Origin of the sequence: Stenotrophomonas sp. PS02298, assembly GCF_029959445.1 — a bacterium.
Lineage (GTDB): Bacteria > Pseudomonadota > Gammaproteobacteria > Xanthomonadales > Xanthomonadaceae > Stenotrophomonas.
In genome coordinates this window covers 1-18,268 of the sequence record NZ_JASCOR010000084.1, presented here as the reverse complement: position 1 = coordinate 18,268, position 18,268 = coordinate 1, and the positions used below count along the sequence as shown (strand labels likewise).

The 18,268-nt window shown below is 62.3% G+C and carries 15 protein-coding genes; 5 read left to right on the top strand and 10 right to left on the bottom strand.

Translation table 11 applies throughout. The annotated features are described in order from the left end of the window. Window positions 1-174 precede the first annotated feature (174 nt). From QMX78_RS13125 to QMX78_RS13080, 10 genes are all read right to left on the bottom strand, one after another. Window positions 175-3,330, bottom strand: coding sequence for a discoidin domain-containing protein (locus QMX78_RS13125; protein ID WP_282270234.1), 3,156 nt, complete (start codon window positions 3,328-3,330; stop codon window positions 175-177). A 122-nt stretch (window positions 3,331-3,452) separates the two neighbouring features. After that, window positions 3,453-4,289: a carbohydrate ABC transporter permease gene (locus QMX78_RS13120; protein WP_282270238.1), complete on the bottom strand. Its 837-nt coding sequence runs from the start codon at window positions 4,287-4,289 to the stop codon at window positions 3,453-3,455. 11 nt (window positions 4,290-4,300) lie between these two features. After that, a complete protein-coding gene (locus QMX78_RS13115; RefSeq protein WP_282270232.1) occupies window positions 4,301-5,182 on the bottom strand; it encodes a sugar ABC transporter permease in 882 nt (293 codons plus the stop codon). Next, on the bottom strand, window positions 5,179-6,456 hold the full coding sequence (locus tag QMX78_RS13110; RefSeq protein ID WP_282270230.1) for a sugar ABC transporter substrate-binding protein: 1,278 nt from the start codon (window positions 6,454-6,456) through the stop codon (window positions 5,179-5,181). Before QMX78_RS13110 ends, QMX78_RS13115 begins: the two co-directional genes overlap by 4 nt. A 10-nt stretch (window positions 6,457-6,466) precedes the next feature. After that, window positions 6,467-7,999, bottom strand: coding sequence for a glucoamylase family protein (locus QMX78_RS13105; protein ID WP_282270236.1), 1,533 nt, complete (start codon window positions 7,997-7,999; stop codon window positions 6,467-6,469). 183 nt (window positions 8,000-8,182) lie between these two features. Further along, on the bottom strand, window positions 8,183-11,194 hold the full coding sequence (locus tag QMX78_RS13100) for a TonB-dependent receptor (RefSeq protein WP_282270228.1): 3,012 nt from the start codon (window positions 11,192-11,194) through the stop codon (window positions 8,183-8,185). Between the two features lie 77 nt (window positions 11,195-11,271). Beyond that, complete coding sequence (locus QMX78_RS13095) at window positions 11,272-12,291, bottom strand: LacI family DNA-binding transcriptional regulator (protein WP_282270226.1); 1,020 nt, start codon at window positions 12,289-12,291, stop codon at window positions 11,272-11,274. A 144-nt stretch (window positions 12,292-12,435) separates the two neighbouring features. Beyond that, window positions 12,436-12,714, bottom strand: coding sequence for a BolA family protein (locus QMX78_RS13090; RefSeq protein WP_282270225.1), 279 nt, complete (start codon window positions 12,712-12,714; stop codon window positions 12,436-12,438). After that, complete coding sequence (locus QMX78_RS13085) at window positions 12,711-13,010, bottom strand: YciI family protein (RefSeq protein WP_282270223.1); 300 nt, start codon at window positions 13,008-13,010, stop codon at window positions 12,711-12,713. The genes QMX78_RS13090 and QMX78_RS13085 overlap by 4 nt, the downstream gene beginning before the upstream one ends. Before the next feature lie 80 nt (window positions 13,011-13,090). Further along, window positions 13,091-13,294, bottom strand: coding sequence for a hypothetical protein (locus QMX78_RS13080; RefSeq protein WP_282270220.1), 204 nt, complete (start codon window positions 13,292-13,294; stop codon window positions 13,091-13,093). 67 nt (window positions 13,295-13,361) lie between these two features. Here QMX78_RS13080 and QMX78_RS13075 point away from each other — a divergent pair, with 67 nt between their 5' ends. From QMX78_RS13075 to QMX78_RS13055, 5 genes are all read left to right on the top strand, one after another. Beyond that, the gene (locus QMX78_RS13075) at window positions 13,362-14,258 is read left to right on the top strand and encodes a ScpA family protein (protein WP_282270218.1); all 897 of its coding nucleotides are present in this window, start codon (window positions 13,362-13,364) and stop codon (window positions 14,256-14,258) included. Window positions 14,259-14,274: 16 nt separating this feature from the next. Beyond that, on the top strand, window positions 14,275-15,126 hold the full coding sequence (gene scpB / locus QMX78_RS13070) for an SMC-Scp complex subunit ScpB (RefSeq protein ID WP_282270217.1): 852 nt from the start codon (window positions 14,275-14,277) through the stop codon (window positions 15,124-15,126). After that, window positions 15,119-16,750 (top strand): pseudouridine synthase, encoded by a 1,632-nt coding sequence (locus QMX78_RS13065; protein WP_282270215.1) that lies wholly within the window; start codon window positions 15,119-15,121, stop codon window positions 16,748-16,750. Before scpB ends, QMX78_RS13065 begins: the two co-directional genes overlap by 8 nt. 177 nt (window positions 16,751-16,927) lie before the next feature. Then, the gene (locus tag QMX78_RS13060; RefSeq protein WP_282270213.1) at window positions 16,928-17,272 is read left to right on the top strand and encodes a type II toxin-antitoxin system prevent-host-death family antitoxin; all 345 of its coding nucleotides are present in this window, start codon (window positions 16,928-16,930) and stop codon (window positions 17,270-17,272) included. Window positions 17,273-17,275: 3 nt separating this feature from the next. Next, entirely contained in the window at window positions 17,276-17,911 is a 636-nt protein-coding gene (locus QMX78_RS13055) for a hypothetical protein (protein ID WP_282270211.1), read from the top strand. Window positions 17,912-18,268 lie beyond the last annotated feature (357 nt).

The following is an 18,268-nucleotide window of genomic DNA, read 5'->3' as shown; positions in this document are numbered from 1 at the left end:
GGCTTACGCCGCTCCTACAGGCGTTTTCGGGAATGCCCCTGCCGAGCATGGCTCGGCACTACAGCAGGGCACAGGAAGCTTGGCGCGTTTGTTTTCTCAGATCCGACGGAAGTTCTTCCTCTCCCTCTCGTCGACTGGCCTGCGCCTCGGTGTTCGAGGCGCAGTTTTTACTCATCAACGTTTGCTGCGCTCGCTGCGGCGCAGCTCGGCGGGAATCTCGATTTCGACCTTCACCGGCAGGCTGCCGATATGCAGCTCATTGCCCAGCCACTGTGCCGGTTCGCCATTGATGGTCGCATCACCGGGTGAGCCCTCATAAGGCCATTGCAGCAACAGCCCCGCCGCCGGCAAACGCAGTCCTTCGGATACCTGCAAGGTCAACTGCTTGTCACTGCGCTGCAGCGAGTAACTCAACTCCCCGTGCGAGGTATTCAAATCCTCAATGGCGATGCCCTTGCCGGTCAACCAGCTGGTGGGGACACCTGCCGCCAGCACGATCGGCCCATCTACATCACGCTCGTAGGCGAACATGTCCAAGGCCGAGCGTACGAAATCGGATGCCACCCAGGCATGGGGAAGATCGCCGACAAAGAACGGCTGGCGCGGGGTAGAAGACACCACCTCGGCCCATTGATTCCATGCCGGCGGTGCACGGTCCTTGAAGAAGAATTCGGTGGCTTCCCAGGCCCGTGCACGCCAACCCAGGCGCACGAAGGCGCTCACGTTGCGCCATTCGTACGGCGTGTAATCCTTCCATTGACGCATGCCGTCACGACGTTCGACGAAGTGTTGCCAGTAACGCTCGAAAGTAATGTCCAAGGCAGGCTGCGGCAACCTGCCCTGCTCGCCGCCTGGCGCCAACGCAATCGTGGTGGAGGTGGCATCGAAGTCCCCCAGCTCCACCGAACCAGGCAGGTAGTCGATCTTGTGCGCGGCCATGGCAGCGCGCAGCGACTCGTCCAGGTCCTGACGGAACTGATCACGTGATGCAACCATCGCCAGCGCTTCGGCTTCCAGTCCCAGCGCTACCGCCATGTCCGCAGCGTCCTTGTAACCGCGCAACGCCCAGAAGTTGTCCCAGTACGAATGCACCGGCTTGGCCGAATAGCCTTCGTGGCTGATCGAGGCCGGCATCATGCCGTAGAAGCCGGCATTGCGCGCACGGTTTTCTTCCGTGCGCTCACTCAGCCGCAGCTGTTCCATGTAGTTCCATGCCATCTGCACACGCGGCCACATCTGCTGCAGGAAGGCAGTATCGCCAGTATGCCGCCAGTACTCGGCGATGGTGTAGATCAACTCACCGTGGCTGTCGTTCTCCGGCACCGGATCGCTGCCGCGTGCATCCACGCAGCACGGCACCATGCCGCTCTCGAACTGATATGGCGCATACCAATCCACGTACTGGCGTACCGCATCGGCGCGCCCCATCCGCAACAGGCCTTCAGAGATCATCGCGCCGTCGCGGATCCAGCTGCGTGCGTAGGAACGCGTGCCCGGCTGCAGGCTCGGCCCAACCCGCGAGATCAGCATATGTGCGAGTGCGGTGCGCAGCGTATTGGCCAACGGTTGGCCCGCCTCCGGCACGCGCAGCTTGAGCTGATCAAGCTTCTGCCGCCACATCGCTGCGACCTGCTGCTGCGCCTTGTCGGCATCGAAACTGGCCGGCATCTGCCAGTTGCCGGTCTGCGGCAACACCAACACCACCTCCCGGCGTTGTCCCGGCTCCAGCTTCCAGTTGTAGACCAAGGCGCCCGATGCCAACCCGGTGGCATCGCGGACCTCCTGCGTGATCGGCAAGTCCTTGTCAGCCAGGTGGGTGACAGCCAACTTGCTGTCGAAGCTGCTGGCAAAGCCCGCATCGGCGGGAAGCGAAGTATACACGCGCGGCTGGCCGTTGACGCTTATCTGCCCGGTCCGCACTGCGAGATTGTCGATGCGGCTGACGCCACCGACGGTGTTGAGGAACTGGCTGGGCGGATTGACCTGGAACGGCCGCACCGCAAGCGCCAAACGATACTCGTGCGCGACCTTGTCGGTGTTGTGCAGCTCATAGCGTGCCACCAGCTGCGCCTGGTCCGGCCGCCCCTGCACGAAGCCAGTGACATTCAAACCGAAGTGATCGTGCTCCCACGCCACCGACGGCATGGGCAGATAGCCGTCCTGCAGACTCTGGCTGGACTTCACCTCCGCCCACCCGATCACCTTGCCATCGAGCACGACGAACGGCTCGATGCTGAAGCCGCCTTTCATCGCCTCCAGCGCGCCGTCCTCGCTGATCAGGGCCTGCTCGCGACCGCCGTCCAGGCCAAGGATGGTCCAGTACGGTTGCTCGCCGCTGAAGCCACGCGGCAAGGAACCACGCGGCAGATCGGCAGCGACGGAGCGGATGAAATCATTCGGGGTATTGGCAAACGACAGCGGCTTGAGGCTGATGTCGCGGATGCCATAGCGCCAATTCGGGCCATCGACCAGATCGAAGCGCAGGTAGCGCGCCTCGGTCTCCGGCAATGCCAGCCAATCCTTGCCACCGCTGCCACGGGTCACTTCGCGCAGCATCTTCCAGTCACGCCCATCGGCAGATGCACGCACCACGTAGCGGCTTGCCTCCAGGCCAGGCGCCCATTGCACGACCGCACCACCGAACTCACGCACCTTGCCCAGGTCCAGGCTGACTGTCTGCTGCTTGACCCCGCCGCTGATCCACAACGTGTCCGGTTTGCCGTCGGCGATGCGCTGCTGCAGCGCCGTGGCGGTATCGGCGATCACCGTGGTGGTCAGCGCCGAAGTATCTTCCTTCGGCAGCGGCTGCAGGGTCAGCTGGTCGAAACAGACCGTGCCGCGGCCGCCGACCTTGCTGTAAATGGTGAACTCCACTGCCGCACTGCGACGCAGGGTCTTGTCCTGGTCCGGGCCCCAGGCTTTTTCGATATGCCGCTTGCGGTAGCTGATGCGGGTCCAGCTCTTCGGGAAGTTGAAACCCGGACGATTGACCCACCAGACATTGTCGCCACTGGCATCGACCAGCTTGAACTGCAGGTCGTTGGCCGGCGAATCCCCGCGCAGGTCGAAGGACAGCTGGTAGTTCTCCGGCCAGGTCACATCCAACGGACGGCGGATGCCGACGTAGCCGGAGACCTCATGGAAGTCATAGTCCAGGCACAACGCACGCCCGCTGTTGCCGGCCACTGGACGCAGCGAACCGCTGACCTGCGGCGAGGTGATCAGCTGCCACGCACCGATATCGTCGAACTTGGCGAGCACTGCAGCACTGGCCGGCTGCACCCATGCCAGCAACAAGCTCAGCAGACCGATCACAAAACGCATATTCATCAGCAGGATCCCGATTTACCACCAGCAAAACCTGCTGGATTTTCGCAAAATTCAACGCCATTCGCGGCGGTTTGTTTCGTTTGGAAGTGCAACGCCACAGCCTGCTTGCGGGCCGCGGCGCGTCAGCCCTTGACGCTGCCCAGCAACAGGCCCTGGATGTAGTAACGCTGCAACACCAGAAACAACAACAGCACCGGCAACACCGTGACCACCGCGCCGGCCATCATCATTTCCACATCCATGATGTGCTCGCGCGACAAACTGGCCAGTGCCACCGGCAAGGTGTAGTGCTCCTGGTCGGTCAACACGATCAAGGGCCACATGAAATCGTTCCATGCACCCATGAAGGTGAAGATCGCCAAGGTCACCAGCACCGGCTTGAGCATCGGCAGCACGATCTGGAAGAAGATCCGTGCCTCGCTGGCGCCATCGATGCGCGCCGCTTCCAGCAGTTCATCGGGAATCGAGCGCGCGTACTGGCGTACCAGGAAGATGCCGAACACGCTGGCCAAGGCTGGAATCACCACGCCACCGAAGGTGTTCACCAAGCCCATCTGCTTCATCAGCAGGAACAGCGGCAGCATCGCCACCTGCGCCGGAATCACCAATGCAGCCAGCAACATCTGGAACAGCCGCTCGCGGCCGGCAAAACGCAGTTTGGCAAAGGCATAGCCAGCCAGGGTGTTGAACAACAACGACCCCAACGTGATTCCAACCGACACCAACAGGCTGTTGATGAAGTTGTTGCCCATGCCGGTGCGGGCGAACAAGGCCTGGTAGTTGGCCAACGTGGTGTGCGCTGGCAGCAACGGTGGCGGGAAATGCGATGCCTGCCCGCTGGGCATGAACGACACCGACAGCATCCACGCCAGCGGTGCCAGGCTGATCACGGCCAGCAGCAACAACCCACCGTTCACCCACCACGCATGCCAACGCGACTGCCCAATCTCCCGGCTTATACCTACGCGGCTCATACCAGCTCCCTGCGCTTGCCGAAGCGCAACATCAGCGTGGTCACCGCCAGGATGATCAGGAACAACAGGAAGGCCACGGCCGAGGCGCGCCCCAGGTTCCACCACTTGAAGCCTTCCTCGAACATGAAATAGAGCACACTCACGGTACTTTGCAGCGGATCGCCACGCGTCATCACATAGGGCTCAGCGAACAGCTGGAAGTAACCAGACACGGTGATCACACCGACCACCAACAGCACCGGCCCCAGCATCGGCAAGGTGATATGCAGGAACTGCTGCCAGCGCGAGGCGCCATCAATGCGCGCCGCCTCGTACAGGTCCTTGGGGATTGCCTGCAGGCCGGCCAGGAAGATCACCATGTTGTAGCCGAAGTTCTTCCACACCGCGAAGCCGATGATGGTTGGCATTGCCCAGTTCGGGTCGCCCAGCCAATCGATCGGATTGATACCTACCTGGCCCAATCCCCAGTTCACCAGCCCGTAGCGGGTGTGGAACAGATAACGCCAGATCACCGCCACCGCCACCAGTGTGGTCACCACCGGCGCGAACAAGGCGGTGCGGAACAGCGCCTTGAAGCGCGCGGCTGGGGCGTTGAGCAGCAGCGCGGCACCCAGCGAAACACCTATCGACAAGGGCACACCAGCCACCACGAAGTAGGCGGTATTGCCCAGCGACTTCCAGAACATCGGTGTCTGCAGCAGGTCGATGTAATTGCCCAGTCCGTTGAAGCGCAGGTTGTGCGGGTCAGCCAAGGCATAGAGATCGAAGTCGGTCAGGCTCAAGGCCAGCGCCGACAACACAGGCAGACCAAAGAACACGCCGATCACGATCAGCGCCGGTGCGGCAAAGACCCAACCAGCCAGTGAGCCGCGTTTCATGGCGCCGCCTTCGCAGCTGCGCCGGCCTGCTGCTCGGCGATCCAACGGCGCTTGGCGAGGATGTCATTCACTTGCTGGTCCAGCTGCTCGACCGCCTTGTCCTGCGGCAAGCCGCCGCGCACCACCTGCTCGGTCACCACCCGCATCTGCTGGGCAATGCGCTCCCACTCCAACACCTTGGGCGTGGGTTTGACGCGTTCCAGCTGGTCAGCAAACGCAGCTGTCAACGGATCGTCCTGCAACTCCGGCGACTGCCAGGCGCTGCGGCGCGGCGGCAGGTCACCAATGATCTTGTAGAAGCGCTGCTGGATCGCCGGCCGCGACAGGAACTCGATCAGCTTCCACGCCGCCTCTTTCTTCTGCGAGGAACGGAACACCACCAGGCTGGTGCCACCGGCAATGCCCGCACCAAGCCCGTCCGGACCGGGCAAGGGCGTGGCGCCCCATTCGCCTTCCAGGCCAGGTGGCTGGCGCTGGCGGAACTCGCGGATGTTCCACGGGCCCGAGAGATAGAACGCGGTGAAGCCGCGGAAGAATTCATCCCATACGTTCGAAATCTGGGTCTCGGACATCTTCGGCGCCCAACCCTGCTCGAACATGTTGTCGTAGAAGGCCAGCGTGCGACGGAAACCGGGGCTGCGGAAGTTGCCGCGGGTATCACCATCGCGCAGCAGGGAATCCTCCTGCTGCAGCGCGAACGACAGCTGCGGTTCGAACTCGTTCAAGGGCATCAGCACCGGGTAGCCACGCACGCCCATGACCTTCTTCAGCGCTGCGTTCATCTGCTCCCATTCAGCCCAGGTCTTCGGCGGCTGCGAGTAGCCGGCCTGGCGCAGCAGATCCTTGCGATAGAACAGCAGGCGCGTGTCCACGTACCACGGGATACCGACCAGCTGACCATCGATGACATTGGTATCCCAGATACCGGCGAAGTAGTCGGACTGATCGATGACAGTGGACCTATCGACCAGTGGCTGCAGCGGCGTCAGTGACTGCAAGGTCGCGAATTCGGCGATCCAGGTATTGCCCAGCTGGCAGACATCGGGAAGTCCGTCAGCCGCATACGCCGTCAACAACTTCTCGTGCGCTGCGGTCCACGGAATGTTCTGTACATCGACACGAATGCCCGGGTTCTCCGCCTCGAACTCGCGCACCAGCTCACCAACTACCTCGGCCTCGCGACCCATCGCCCAGAACCGCAAGGTAGTGCCCTGCTCGGGCTTGGCACAGCCTGCGAGCAGCACCAACAACACGATGGCCAGCGCGCGGATCATTGGTCGCACATCACGGCTTCTTGGCCGCAGGCGCTGCCGGCTGCTCACTGGCTGCCTTCTGCCCGGCCGCTGCCGCAGCGCGCGACTCGGCAATCCCTGCGGCCCGCGCCGATGCTGCCTGTTCGTCCTTCTGCAGTGGCTGGAAGCTGTCTTCCGGTGCCAACCAGCCGCCAGTGAACCCGGCCCGCTCCAAACCCTTGCGGATGTACGGATTCTTCTTCATTACCTCCCACACGAACTCATCACGGTAATTGGCGATGCCGGCCAGGATCGGCCCCTGATCAATGGCGATGTAATCGCTGGCCACCCAACCGCGCTCCGGAATCAGACGCCCGGTCTTGAGCGGAATGTCGTAGCCGAAGCTGGGGTTGAAGGAATCCAGGAAGCCATAGCTGGAGTACAGGTAGTCGCCGTAGCGCTTGTGCATTTCCACCGTTGCCGGGATCACGACTTCCGGCGCGAACGGCAACGAGGAAATGGCTGCTGACGGCACGATGGTGCCGTCATCGAAGTTCTCGCGCAGACCCGCGCCACGTGCCGAGTAATGGCGGAACTGGCGCTGCTCACCCTTGTATTCCTGGGTGGTGTTCTGCGGCCCGTCACCAGCGGTCAAGCCCCAGACATTGGCGCTGTAGTCCTTCCACTGCATCGGGTTCTCAATCGCGTACTCGCGCTGGGCCAGGGTCGCGCGACGGCTATTGAGGAAATAGTCGATGCCACGCTCACGCATGTACGGGTCCTGGATATCGCGGAAGTCGATCCAGACATGGCTGTACTGGTGGCCGAACAAAGGCCCGAACGACAGGTATTCCTGCCCTTGGTACACACCCCAATCGTTGTCGTAGGTACGCGTCCACACCGTCCACGCATCGGGCTCGACCGGATGCGTCGGCGACCCCAGCGCCAGTATGTAGAGCATCATCGCTTCGTTGTAGCCCATCCAATCGTGCTGGATGAAGCCGCTCTCCGGGAACCAGCCCATCGACACCAGCGGCTTGTTGCGTTGCAGCCATTGCCAGTCCGTGCGCTTGTAGATCGTGTCGGCAATCTGCCGGATCTCCTTCTCGCGCGGATCGTCCTGGTCGTAATAACTCTGTGCAAACAGCACGCCCATCAACAACAGTGCGGTGTCCACGCTGGAGAGCTCCACCCAACTGTCATAGCGGCGGCCCTGCTGCATGTCGAGGAAGTGGTAGTAGAAACCCTTGTAACCGCCCTTGCCGGTGCGTTGCGGGCCACTGGGCAGGTCACGGAAGAACTTCAGCGTGACCAGAGTGCGCTCCACTGCCTGGTTGCGACTGACCCAGCCGTTCTCGATGCCGATCGGATACGACGTCAGTGCGAAGCCCACCGAAGCGATGCTGGCAAACGGCCGCGACGGATAGCGATCAGGCGTCAGCCCGTTCTGTTCGTTGGTCGTATCCCAGAAGAACTGGAAAGTGCGGCGCTCGATGTCGTCGAACAATGGCGGCAGTTCCGGCTTCATCGGCCGCGGCGGCAGGTCCGCCTCGATCAGGATCACCTGCGGCAATACCTTCGGCATCGGCGGCTCCGGCGCCTTGCCACAGCCTCCCAACAACGCCAGCCCCATACCGGCGAGAACACAGGCCAACAACTGCGGGGTACGTGACTTGCTCAAGGCGAAATCCATGAAATTCCAAGAAAGAACACGACGTACGACATCTGCAACAGCCCCCGGCCGGCCGACGGCCAGCCGGGGCGCGAATCACCAGGTCAAGCCAAACGACAGCTTGAAGGTGCGGGTTGGGCGTGCAATCGCATCACCGGTACGGTTACCGTAGTTCGGATCGGCAACACCGCGATTGCCACGCCAGTTGGCGTATTCCGATGAGAGCACGTTGCGCCAGTTGAAGACATTCAACACATCACCACGAACCCGCAGCTTCAGATCCGTACCGGTGTCCCATTCCTTCTGAAGTGCTAGATCCAACTGTTTGTAGCCAACCTTCTTGTCGGGCTTGAAGGGATCGAACGCGCAGTCATCGGCGATGGTGCTGGCGTAGCAGTTGAGCGCCTCAACCGGCTTCGGGCTTTCCAAGACCAACTTCGCCGAACCGGTGACACCCCAAAAATCGACGATACCGGTGGCCACCAGCCGGTGCTTTGGAATACCCAGCGCAGTGGTGAACGCAACACTATCCAGATTGGGATAGTCAAACGAGAAGGTATCCGAATTACTGCGATTCTCCTTGGCGTCGCTGTAGGTATAGGCAAGGCTCACACCCCAGTGGGACTCAGTGGTGTAAGGCTTGTCCAACGCCAACAGCAGCGAGTTCAGACGGGTCTCGACGGCATTGTTGCCAATGAAGAATCGGCCCCATCCCGGCAACTGCTCACCCCACGGCTGGCCGCCCCAGTTGACTGCAGGATTGCTGCGATACTCACCGTTGGGGTAGCGGTTACCCATCGTCCAGAGGATGCCGTCGTGACTCAACACGTGCATCAGGGTTACAGATGAGTTCCAGTCATGCCCCAGCATCGAGAACGCATTGCGCATGCCAATGCTGAACTGGTCTGAGTAAGGCGTCTTGATATCGTTGTTGAGCAGGAACACTTCGGCTCCATTGTTCGGACTGGCTGCCGCCATCTGCGCCAACACGGCTGGATCAAACATGCTCGGGTCGAAGTTGTAACAGTTGCTGCCTGCCCCCGGTGTGCAAGCATGACCGGGAGTATTGAACTGGTACTCGTAGCGTTGGAACGCAAGGCGGTACTTTTCCAGCGAGAGGTAGTCGAACTGGTTGCGGTTGTACGAACGACCCGCACCACCAAAGATCACATGCCGTTGGTCGCCATTGAGGTCGTACGAGAAGCCTACGCGCGGCTGCCAGCCGTCCTTGAATGCGCTGCGGTTGTGGCCGTTGCTGATGTAGTTGTTGTAGTCGTAATCAACATTTGAATTATTGATGTTCGGCCACGCCTGCAATGCGGACACCAGCCCGGCCGGCGTGACATGGTCTTCGAATGCAGGGTTGGTTTCATAGTCCCAGCGCAATCCAAGGTTCAAGGTGAGGTGTTCGTTGACCTCCCAATCATCCTGGATGTAGATGCCAAACTGTTTGACGCTGGATTCCACTGTCGTCGGGTAACCATTGCCCGATGCCGTGAACTGCACCAGATAGGGCACATCCAGACTCTGGTTCAGGTCATAGCGGAACTGCGGCGAGTATGGGCTCTGTTCAAAGGCGGAAAGATCAATGTCCTTGTACTTGATGCCGGCCTTGACGGTGTGGCCTTCCCACCCGAAGAAGGTGAAGTCATTCTGGAACGAATACCCTTTCTGCGACTTTTCCTGGAAGTCACCACCACCGCCGCGATTGATGACCTCTTCCATTGTCGGGTTGTTCAGCGCCTCTTCGCCCCGACGCGGAATGAACAGCTTGTAGCCATTCTCCAGGTTTATCGGGCGCGGCGCGAAACTGGCATCCTCATAGGTGATATGAGCATCGTTCATCCAATTCTCTGCATTGAACTGGTGGCGCAGGTCGATGCGTGTTTCTTCGCCGGTCTTCAGGGTCCCGTATGACGCCAGGTTGACACCACCAATACCAGTGACTTCATCTTCCTCACGGCGCTTCATGGTCAATTCGACCAGATGTGCGTCACCCGGAGTCCAGCTCAACTTACCGAAGTACAGGTCCTCCTTGAACGGCGCGTTGTTCGTGGAACGGGCCTCGTCCTGGAAGCGCTGGGGCAGCTCTTCGACCGAAATCTGGCGGCCGGGGATAACCTGCCGCGCGTCACTGCGGTCCTTGGCTTCATAGGTCACGAAAAAGTGCAGCTTGTCCTTGATCAGTGGACCACCCAAGGCAACACCGTACTGTTCATCGTGGGTGCGAGCCTTGATGTCGCGACCATCCTTCTCGCGGATGGTATCTGCCACCCAGCCACTGGCAACGTTGTCCCAGAAAAAATCACCGTGAAATTCATTTGTACCCGAGCGAGTGACAGCCGTGATGCCCGCACTGCTCAACTGGTCGTACTCGGCCTTGTAGTTGGAAGTGACGACTTTGTACTCGGCAATGCCCAGCTGAGGGAATGGGTTGCCGCGACTGGAATCCTGGCCGGTAATGCCGCCCTTGAGCACATAGTCTTTCTGACCGACACCATCGATGAACACGTTGACACCACTGGACAACTGGGCGCCACTTCGGATCGACGTGGAACCCTCGTTACCGGTGTTGAACATGACGCCCGGTACGATATCCGCGAAGGCCAGGAAGTTGCGCGAGTTCTGCGGCAATGCCTGCAGCTGCTTCTGAGTGAGGTAGGTCGCCACCTCCGATGTCTTGGTTTCCACCACTGCCTGCGCCGTTACCTGCACTGCATCCAGGTTGGTCGCCGCACCACCGGCAGTTTCCGCCACACCCCCCACACCCAGATTCACCGTGGCGGTCTGACCGACCTGTACGGTGATGTTCTGGCTACTGGTCTTGCCGCCCGCATTGACGTCCACCTTGTAGGTGCCCGGCGGCAGGCCGGCCAAAGAATAAGTGCCATTGCCAGTGCTTTGCACGCTACGGGTCAGCCCGGTCGCGGTGTTCGTCGCGGTGACCTGTGCCTGCGCGGCAGGGCTCGAGTCTGCCATTACCTGGCCACGGATGGTCGCACTGGTGCTCTGCGCGAACGCAGGTGCCGCACCCAAAAGCAGGCAGCCAACAAGTGCGCTACTGAGCAGCTTGCGGGTAGGCGTGAAATTACCAGCAATCTTTTTCATCTTCTTCCTCTCCCAAGGCGGCGGCACCAGGCCGCGAAGAACGTGTGTGTGGGGAACCATCCCGGTCTAACGCCGGGTCAAGGGAGGTCGCACGCGGCAGTGGAGTCGCGTACGACCAAGGTTGGGACCAGGGTTACGGCGGGCGCTGTCTGCGCCTGCCCGCTATCGATCATCTGCACCAACTGCAGCATCGCCCGCTCGCCCAACTCGGCGATGCTGACCTGCATCGTTGTCAAAGCAGGGTGAACAAAGCGCGCCAAGGGGATGTCATCAAAGCCAGCCAGCGCCACCTGCCCAGGCACTTTCATGCCCGCCTGCGAGAACGCGTACAGGCACCCCAGGGCCATCATGTCGTTGGCGGCAAACACCGCATCAGGCAGCGCAGCGCCTGCCAACAATGCCAATCCGGCCTGATGACCGGAGGCTTCATCGAAATTGCCAGGCAGCTCAATCGCTTCCACCTCGCCATCGAACGCCGCCATCGCCTCACGGAAACCGAGCAGGCGCTGCTGCGCATCGTGATTACGTGCCGGCCCGCAGATGAAAGCGATGCGGCGGTGCCCCCCTTCAAGCAGATGCCGGGTCATGCTCAGCGCACCGGCATGGTCATCGATGCTGAAGAGCGGGTACTGCGCAGTGGCCAACGGCGTGTTGATCAAGACCGTTGGCAACGCTGGCGGCAGATTGTCGACCAGGAAATCGGAGTCACCTGCGTATGGCGAAAGGACCAGCAAGCCGTCAACGCGCCCACGCATGGCCTGCAGCACCGAACCTTGCTGTTGCTGGTCGCCGTGGTAGCTGGACACCAACAGGTGCCGGCGATGGGCGCTGGCCACACCGTCGATGCCGCGCATCAACTCGGAGAAAAACTCACCGTACAGGTCGGGAAGTACCACACCGACTGTCTGGGTGCTGCGGCTGCTCAGGCTGCGGGCCGCAGCGTGCGGGGTGTAGCGCAGCCGGCTGGCCACTTCCAGCACCAGCTTGCGGACCGGCGCGGCGACATTGTCATGGCCATTGAGGGCGCGTGACACGGTTGCGACGGAGACATTCGCCTCACGGGCAACATCCTTGATCGTTATTGCCGACTTCGCCACTGGCCTACCCACCGCAGTACAGGGTCGGGCGGACTGTAAACGTTTTCAAACGCATCTGTAAACAGTTCGTTAGCTGAACTTGACCCGCCTGGACAATATCTGTCCCGACCACTTCCACGGGAATCCTGCAATGCCCCATTCCGTTCAGCCAGCCCCGCCCAGCTCCTGCGGCGTCAACGCCTTGATCGACAACGCGTGGATATCCGTCTCCATCATCCCGCCGAGTGCGGCATACACCGCACGATGCCTGGCAAGCGGTGCCTTGCCGGCGAAGGCATCACTGACCACCATGACCTTGAAATGACCACGTCCATCGCTGGCCCCGGCATGGCCGGCATGACGGTGACTGTCGTCCTTCACTTCCAGCTGCAGCGGCGCAAAGGCGGCCTGCAGGGCCGCCTGGATCCGCTCGACCCGGCTCATGGCAGCACCTTGCGGAACGGGCGCACGTCCACCCGCGTATAGACGCCTGCAGCTACATACGGGTCGGCATCGGCCCAGGCCCTTGCGGCGGAAAGGTCTTCAAAGCTGGCAATCACCACGCTGCCACTGAAACCTGCCGGGCCCGGGTCTTCCGCGTCAATTGCAGGACAGGGACCAGCCAAAAGCAGTCGCCCCTGGTCAAGCAATGTCTGCAACCGCGCCAGATGTGCCGCCCGCGCCTGCAACCGCGCTGCCAGCACATCCTCTCCGTCATAGCCCTCGATTACGTACCACACTGGCCTTTCTCCGCTTGTCTGCTGAATGGAAGGATGCCAAGTCTAGCGTCACAAGGCTGGACACCGCCCTGCCCGGGCGATTACTCTTTAGTCCATTGCACGCAGTCGGCCAGTAGCCGCCCGGTGCGGTAGTGGGTCAGGCCCGCCACCCAACCACTGGAGCGCATCACTTCCCGGACCGCGTAGACGACCTCCTCGTAATGACGTTGCCGCTGATCCTGCGGCGCGCCTTGTTGTTCATGTGTGGAAGCGCGCCAAACAAGCGCGAGTAGCTCGTAATACATGGGCTGGAATGCTCCCGGGCGGGAACCTGGGGCGCGTCCGGTTCGCAATACCCCGAATGTCGACCTGATGACTTCCGAACTCGCGCACGACGCGAACCCGCCAGCGCAGCATCCCTTACCGCAGCAGCAGGAAATGCCGCTGGCGATGGTGCATGGCCAACCGGTACTGCAGATCCCACAGGATCTGTACATTCCACCGGATGCACTGGAAGTCATTCTCGACGCCTTCGAGGGCCCGCTGGATCTACTGCTTTACCTGATCCGCCGGCAGAACCTGGACATCCTGGATATCCCGGTCGCCGAGATCACCAAGCAGTACGTGGAATACATCAATGTCATGCAGGAGCTGCGCTTCGAACTGGCGGCCGAATACCTGGTGATGGCGGCGATTCTTGCTGAAGTGAAGTCGCGCATGTTGTTGCCGCGCCCACCCAGCATCGAAGGCGAAGAAGCAGATCCACGCGCCGAGCTGGTGCGCCGTCTGCAGGAATACGAACGCTTCAAGCAGGCCGCCGAGGATATCGACAGCCTGCCCCGGCAGGACCGCGACACCAGCCTGGCGCACGCCTTCGTGCCCGAGCGTGTACTGGTCAAGACTCCGCCGCCGGTGGAATTGAAGGAAATGCTGCTGGCGCTGCATGACGTACTCAAGCGCGCCGAGCTGTTCAGCGGCCACGCGATCAAGCGCGAGGCACTGAGTGTGCGGCAGCGCATGGGCGATGTGCTCGGACTGCTGGAAGGCGACAAGTTTTACCGTTTTGAAAGTCTGTTCACCGCCGAAGAAGGCAAGCTCGGCGTCCTGGTCACCTTCCTTGCAGTACTGGAGTTGGCCAAGGAGCAACTGCTCGACATCGTGCAGGAAGCCCCGCTCGCCCCGATTTATGTGAAGTCCCTGGCCACTGGCAACACCAACGCACCGCTGCAGTTCTCCAGCGAGTTCGATGACGCTGACACTCCCGCCTGAGTAACCGACCCAACGCATGGATCAACCGCTGATCAACCGCATTGTCGAAGGCGCCCTGCTTGCTTCCAGCCAGCCGGTCACCTTGGCGCAACTGCAGGGGCTGTTTCCCGAAGATGAGCCGGCACCGCCGGGCAGCATCGAACGGGCATTGGAACTGCTGCGCGAAGGCTGCGCGGGACGCGGCGTGGAACTGACGGAGGTGGCCTCGGGCTACCGCTACCAGATCACCAGCGAAGTGCACGGCTGGGTGTCGCGGCTATGGACCGAACGCAAGACCCGTTATACCCGTGCCACGCTGGAAACCCTGGCCTTGATCGCCTATCGGCAACCCATCACCCGCGGCGAGATTGAACAGGTGCGCGGCGTGGCAGTAAGCAGCAACATCATCCAGGCCCTGGAAGAGCGCGAGTGGATCCGGGTCATCGGCCACCGTGACGTGCCCGGCAAGCCCGCCTTGTTCGGCACCACCAAGGGCTTCCTGGACTACTTCGGGCTCAAGCGCCTGGACGAACTTCCGCCGCTGTCCGAACTGCGCGACATCGGCGAGCTGGAACCGCAACTACCGCTGGATGGCGACGGCCAACCAGCTGCCCCGCTTGCCGCTGGTGCCGCCTCGCCGCAAGGCCTGGATGCCGCCAACGACAGCGTCCCCACATCCGCAGCTACGCCAGAATCCCCGGATTCGAACGCAGCTGCATCCAACACCGCCTTCACCGGCGAACCCGACGCCGCGCCGGGAGAGCGCGCGGCGGAAGTGGAAAAAACTGAAAACAACGCCGTCGCGACGACGACCGTGGCTGTTGATGTAGCCGATTCCGAACCACAGGCCGACGCGGAAAACGCCGGCCGGAGCCAAACAGATGAGTGACACCCCGCGTAAATCTTCGTTGAACAAGCTCTCGCTCAAGCGCGAAGCCGACACCGACCAACAGCCCAAGCTCGAAGAGCGCCTGCACAAGGTCCTGGCCCAGGCTGGCCTCGGCTCGCGCCGTGCGCTGGAGCAGCGCATCGCCGATGGCCTGGTCAAGGTCAACGGCGAAGTCGCCAAAACCGGCATGTCGATCAAGAGCGGCGACAAGATCGACCTCGACGGTCGCAGCTTCGTCGCCAGCGCGCTGACCGACCCGTCGCGCGTGCTGATCTACAACAAGCCCGAGGGCGAAGTCACCACCCGTGACGATCCCGAAGGCCGCCCGACCGTATTCGAAGCGCTGCCGCCGTTGAAGGGCGCACGCTGGATCGCCATCGGCCGCCTCGACATCAACACCACCGGCTTGCTGCTGGCTACCACCGACGGTGAACTCGCCAACGCGATGATGCACCCGTCGTTCGAAGTCGAGCGCGAGTACGTGGTACGTGTGCGTGCGCCGGAAGGCGAAGAGAAGGTCTCCGACGAAATCGTCGAGCGCCTTGGCCGCGGCGTGCTGCTGGAAGATGGCGGCGCCAAGTTCGACGAAGTCGAGCGCATTGGCGGCACCGATTCGCACGACTGGTTCCGCGTGGTCGTCAAGGAAGGCCGCAACCGTGAAGTGCGCCGCCTGTGGGAATCGCAGGGCTGCCAGGTCAGCCGCCTGAAGCGCACCCGCTACGGCAAGATCGAGCTGCCGCGCGACCTGATGCGCGGCAAGTCGGTGGAACTGACCACCCAGCAGGTCGACGCACTGCGCGCCCAGCTGAAGCTGGAAGAAGGCACCCCGTCGGCACTGACCCTGCAGCCGGTGATCGGCCAGCGCAAGGCGGTCAAGACCACCCTGCGCGTGTCGCGCGATGGCGGCCGCGGCAATGCCTACGTCAACGGCCACAACACTGCCGATGAAGGCCGCGAACTGCGTCGCTTCGACAACGTGCGCGAAGACCGCGGCGGCCGCGGCCGTGGCAACAGCGGCGGCTACAAGGGCGGCCTGACGGTCAGCGGCGAAGCCGCAGCCAAGCAGTCGCAGAAGCCGTTCAAGCAGCGCAAGCCCGCAGGCGACCGCAGCCTGCCGGACGGCAACCCGGCCGCGTTCCGCACCTGGTACGTGCCGGACGGTGTCAGCACCGGCCCGAGCGGCCACCGCAATGCAGGTCCCGGCGCAGCACGCGGCCCGGGCGGCAATCGTGGTCCGGGCCGTGGTCCGGCCGCCGATGGCCAGGCTCGCCCCTACGGCAAGCCGCGTCCGGGCGGCGCCCTGGGTGCCAGCCGTGGCGGCCCCGGCCAGGGTCGCCCGCAGGGCGCTGGCGGCCAGGGCGCAGGCCAGGGCCAGCGCAAGCACCCGTACGGTCACCCGGGCAATGCCCCGAGCTTCCCCTCCGATCACGCCACCCCGGGCTACAGCCCCTACGGCGCACGCCCGGCCGGCGGCCGCCCGAGTGGTGGCAACCGTGGCCCAGGCGGCCCGGGTGGTCGTCCCTCTGGCGGTCCGCGTCCGGGTGGTAACCGCCCCGGCGGCGCAGGCCGCCCAGGTGGCGGCGGCCGTCCTGGCGGCGGCAACCGCGGTCCGCGCGGCGCCTGATCCACAACGCAGCTGACGCGCCTCACCGCGCAACGCCGCAAGCAAACGCCCGGTGCATCTTGCACCGGGCGTTTGCGTTTCAGGCGTGCAAACGAACGTTCAATGAACGACTCTTGGCAAAAATACCCAAAATGGGAAATTTGGTATATTTTGCGAATACACAGCCCGGAAACCGCAATGGACCTGTCACTGAACCTGCTGGATCTGGAAAAGACGCCCGCCAGTGACGTCAAAGCCAAAGGCTGGCCTGATCTGATGCGCAAAGTCGCCAAACGCGGGGCCGTGGTGGTTACCAACCACAACCATCCGCAAGCGGTGGTGGTCTCTGCCGAGGAATACCAGCGGCTGGTCGCACAAGCGTCCGGCGCGTCGGCGGCAGCGCAGCGCGCGCAGTCACTCCAGCAACTGCAGGCCGAGTTCGATGCCCATCTTGCCGTACTCGATGACGGCACGGCCTTGCGCAGGGCCCTGGACCGGCCCGCCCGCCGCGGCTTGAAGATCACCCCGGGCCAGTCGCGCTGATCGATGGCGCGCATCCTGGTATTGGCCGGCGTCAACGGCGCGGGCAAAAGCTCCTTGCTGGGCATGATGCTGGCGCATGATGGCGCCACCTGGTTCAACCCCGATGCCTTCACCCGGCAACTGGTGGAACGGGATTGGCCGTTGGCAGAAGCCAACGCAGCCGCATGGCAGGAAGGTACCCGCCGCCTGCGCGAGGCGATGCAGTCCAATCGTGACTACGCATTCGAAACCACACTCGGCGCCAACACCATTCCCAAGCTATTGCACGAAGCCTGCAAACAGCATGAGGTATCGGTTTGGTTCTGCGGCCTGGAAAGCATCGAGCTGCATCTGCAACGCGTGGCCGAACGCGTTGCAGCCGGCGGCCACGATATTCCCGAAGACAAGATCCGCCAACGCTACGACAGCTCGCGCCTCAACCTGATCGAACTATTGCCGCACCTGACGACGCTGCACATGTATGACAACAGCCGCCCGCCCGATCACGACGGCCTGGTTGAGCCGTTGTTGGTTCTGGAAATGGACAAGGGTCGGATTCTCTGCCCGGTCAGCCAGGAAGAGTTCGCGCAGGTGCCGGAGTGGGCAAAGCCAGTGGTGTGGGCAGCGCTCAAGGCTTTTCCGGCTGCAAATGCAACATGAGCCACAACGCCCGGAACTCGCCACTACCAATAGTTGACCTGCGCCACCCTGCCTTGTCTTCGACTTGAGCACTCAGGCCAGTTTCAAGGATCGGCGATAGCAACGCAGCCACACGGAGTGCATCGCAGTCGCACGCCTGCCGGCACGCGAAAAACCTCCCCTCATCCGCCCCTGCGGGGCCCTTCTCCCGCAAGCGGGAGAAGGACGCAGCGCTCAAACATTGCTTCCAACGTTGCTACTCCGACGGCCCTTGCTTCGGCTCTGGCCCTTGCTTCGGCTCTGGCCCTTGCTTCGGCTCTGGCCCTTGCTTCGGCTCTGGCCCTTGCTTCGGCTCTGGCCCTTGCTTCGGCTCTGGCC

Excerpts from the sequence above, each read along its gene's own strand:
- QMX78_RS13125 (WP_282270234.1), bottom strand. The coding sequence starts at position 3,330 with ATGAATATGCGTTTTGTGATCGGTCTGCTGAGCTTGTTGCTGGCATGG.
- QMX78_RS13115 (WP_282270232.1), bottom strand. The coding sequence starts at position 5,182 with ATGAAACGCGGCTCACTGGCTGGTTGGGTCTTTGCCGCACCGGCGCTG.
- QMX78_RS13110 (WP_282270230.1), bottom strand. The coding sequence starts at position 6,456 with ATGATCCGCGCGCTGGCCATCGTGTTGTTGGTGCTGCTCGCAGGCTGT.
- QMX78_RS13105 (WP_282270236.1), bottom strand. The coding sequence starts at position 7,999 with ATGCCGAAGGTATTGCCGCAGGTGATCCTGATCGAGGCGGACCTGCCG.
- QMX78_RS13100 (WP_282270228.1), bottom strand. The coding sequence starts at position 11,194 with ATGAAAAAGATTGCTGGTAATTTCACGCCTACCCGCAAGCTGCTCAGT.
- QMX78_RS13090 (WP_282270225.1), bottom strand. The coding sequence starts at position 12,714 with ATGAGCCGGGTCGAGCGGATCCAGGCGGCCCTGCAGGCCGCCTTTGCG.
- QMX78_RS13080 (WP_282270220.1), bottom strand. The coding sequence starts at position 13,294 with ATGTATTACGAGCTACTCGCGCTTGTTTGGCGCGCTTCCACACATGAA.
- QMX78_RS13075 (WP_282270218.1), top strand. The coding sequence starts at position 13,362 with ATGACTTCCGAACTCGCGCACGACGCGAACCCGCCAGCGCAGCATCCC.
- scpB (WP_282270217.1), top strand. The coding sequence starts at position 14,275 with ATGGATCAACCGCTGATCAACCGCATTGTCGAAGGCGCCCTGCTTGCT.
- QMX78_RS13065 (WP_282270215.1), top strand. The coding sequence starts at position 15,119 with ATGAGTGACACCCCGCGTAAATCTTCGTTGAACAAGCTCTCGCTCAAG.
- QMX78_RS13060 (WP_282270213.1), top strand. The coding sequence starts at position 16,928 with ATGGACCTGTCACTGAACCTGCTGGATCTGGAAAAGACGCCCGCCAGT.
- QMX78_RS13055 (WP_282270211.1), top strand. The coding sequence starts at position 17,276 with ATGGCGCGCATCCTGGTATTGGCCGGCGTCAACGGCGCGGGCAAAAGC.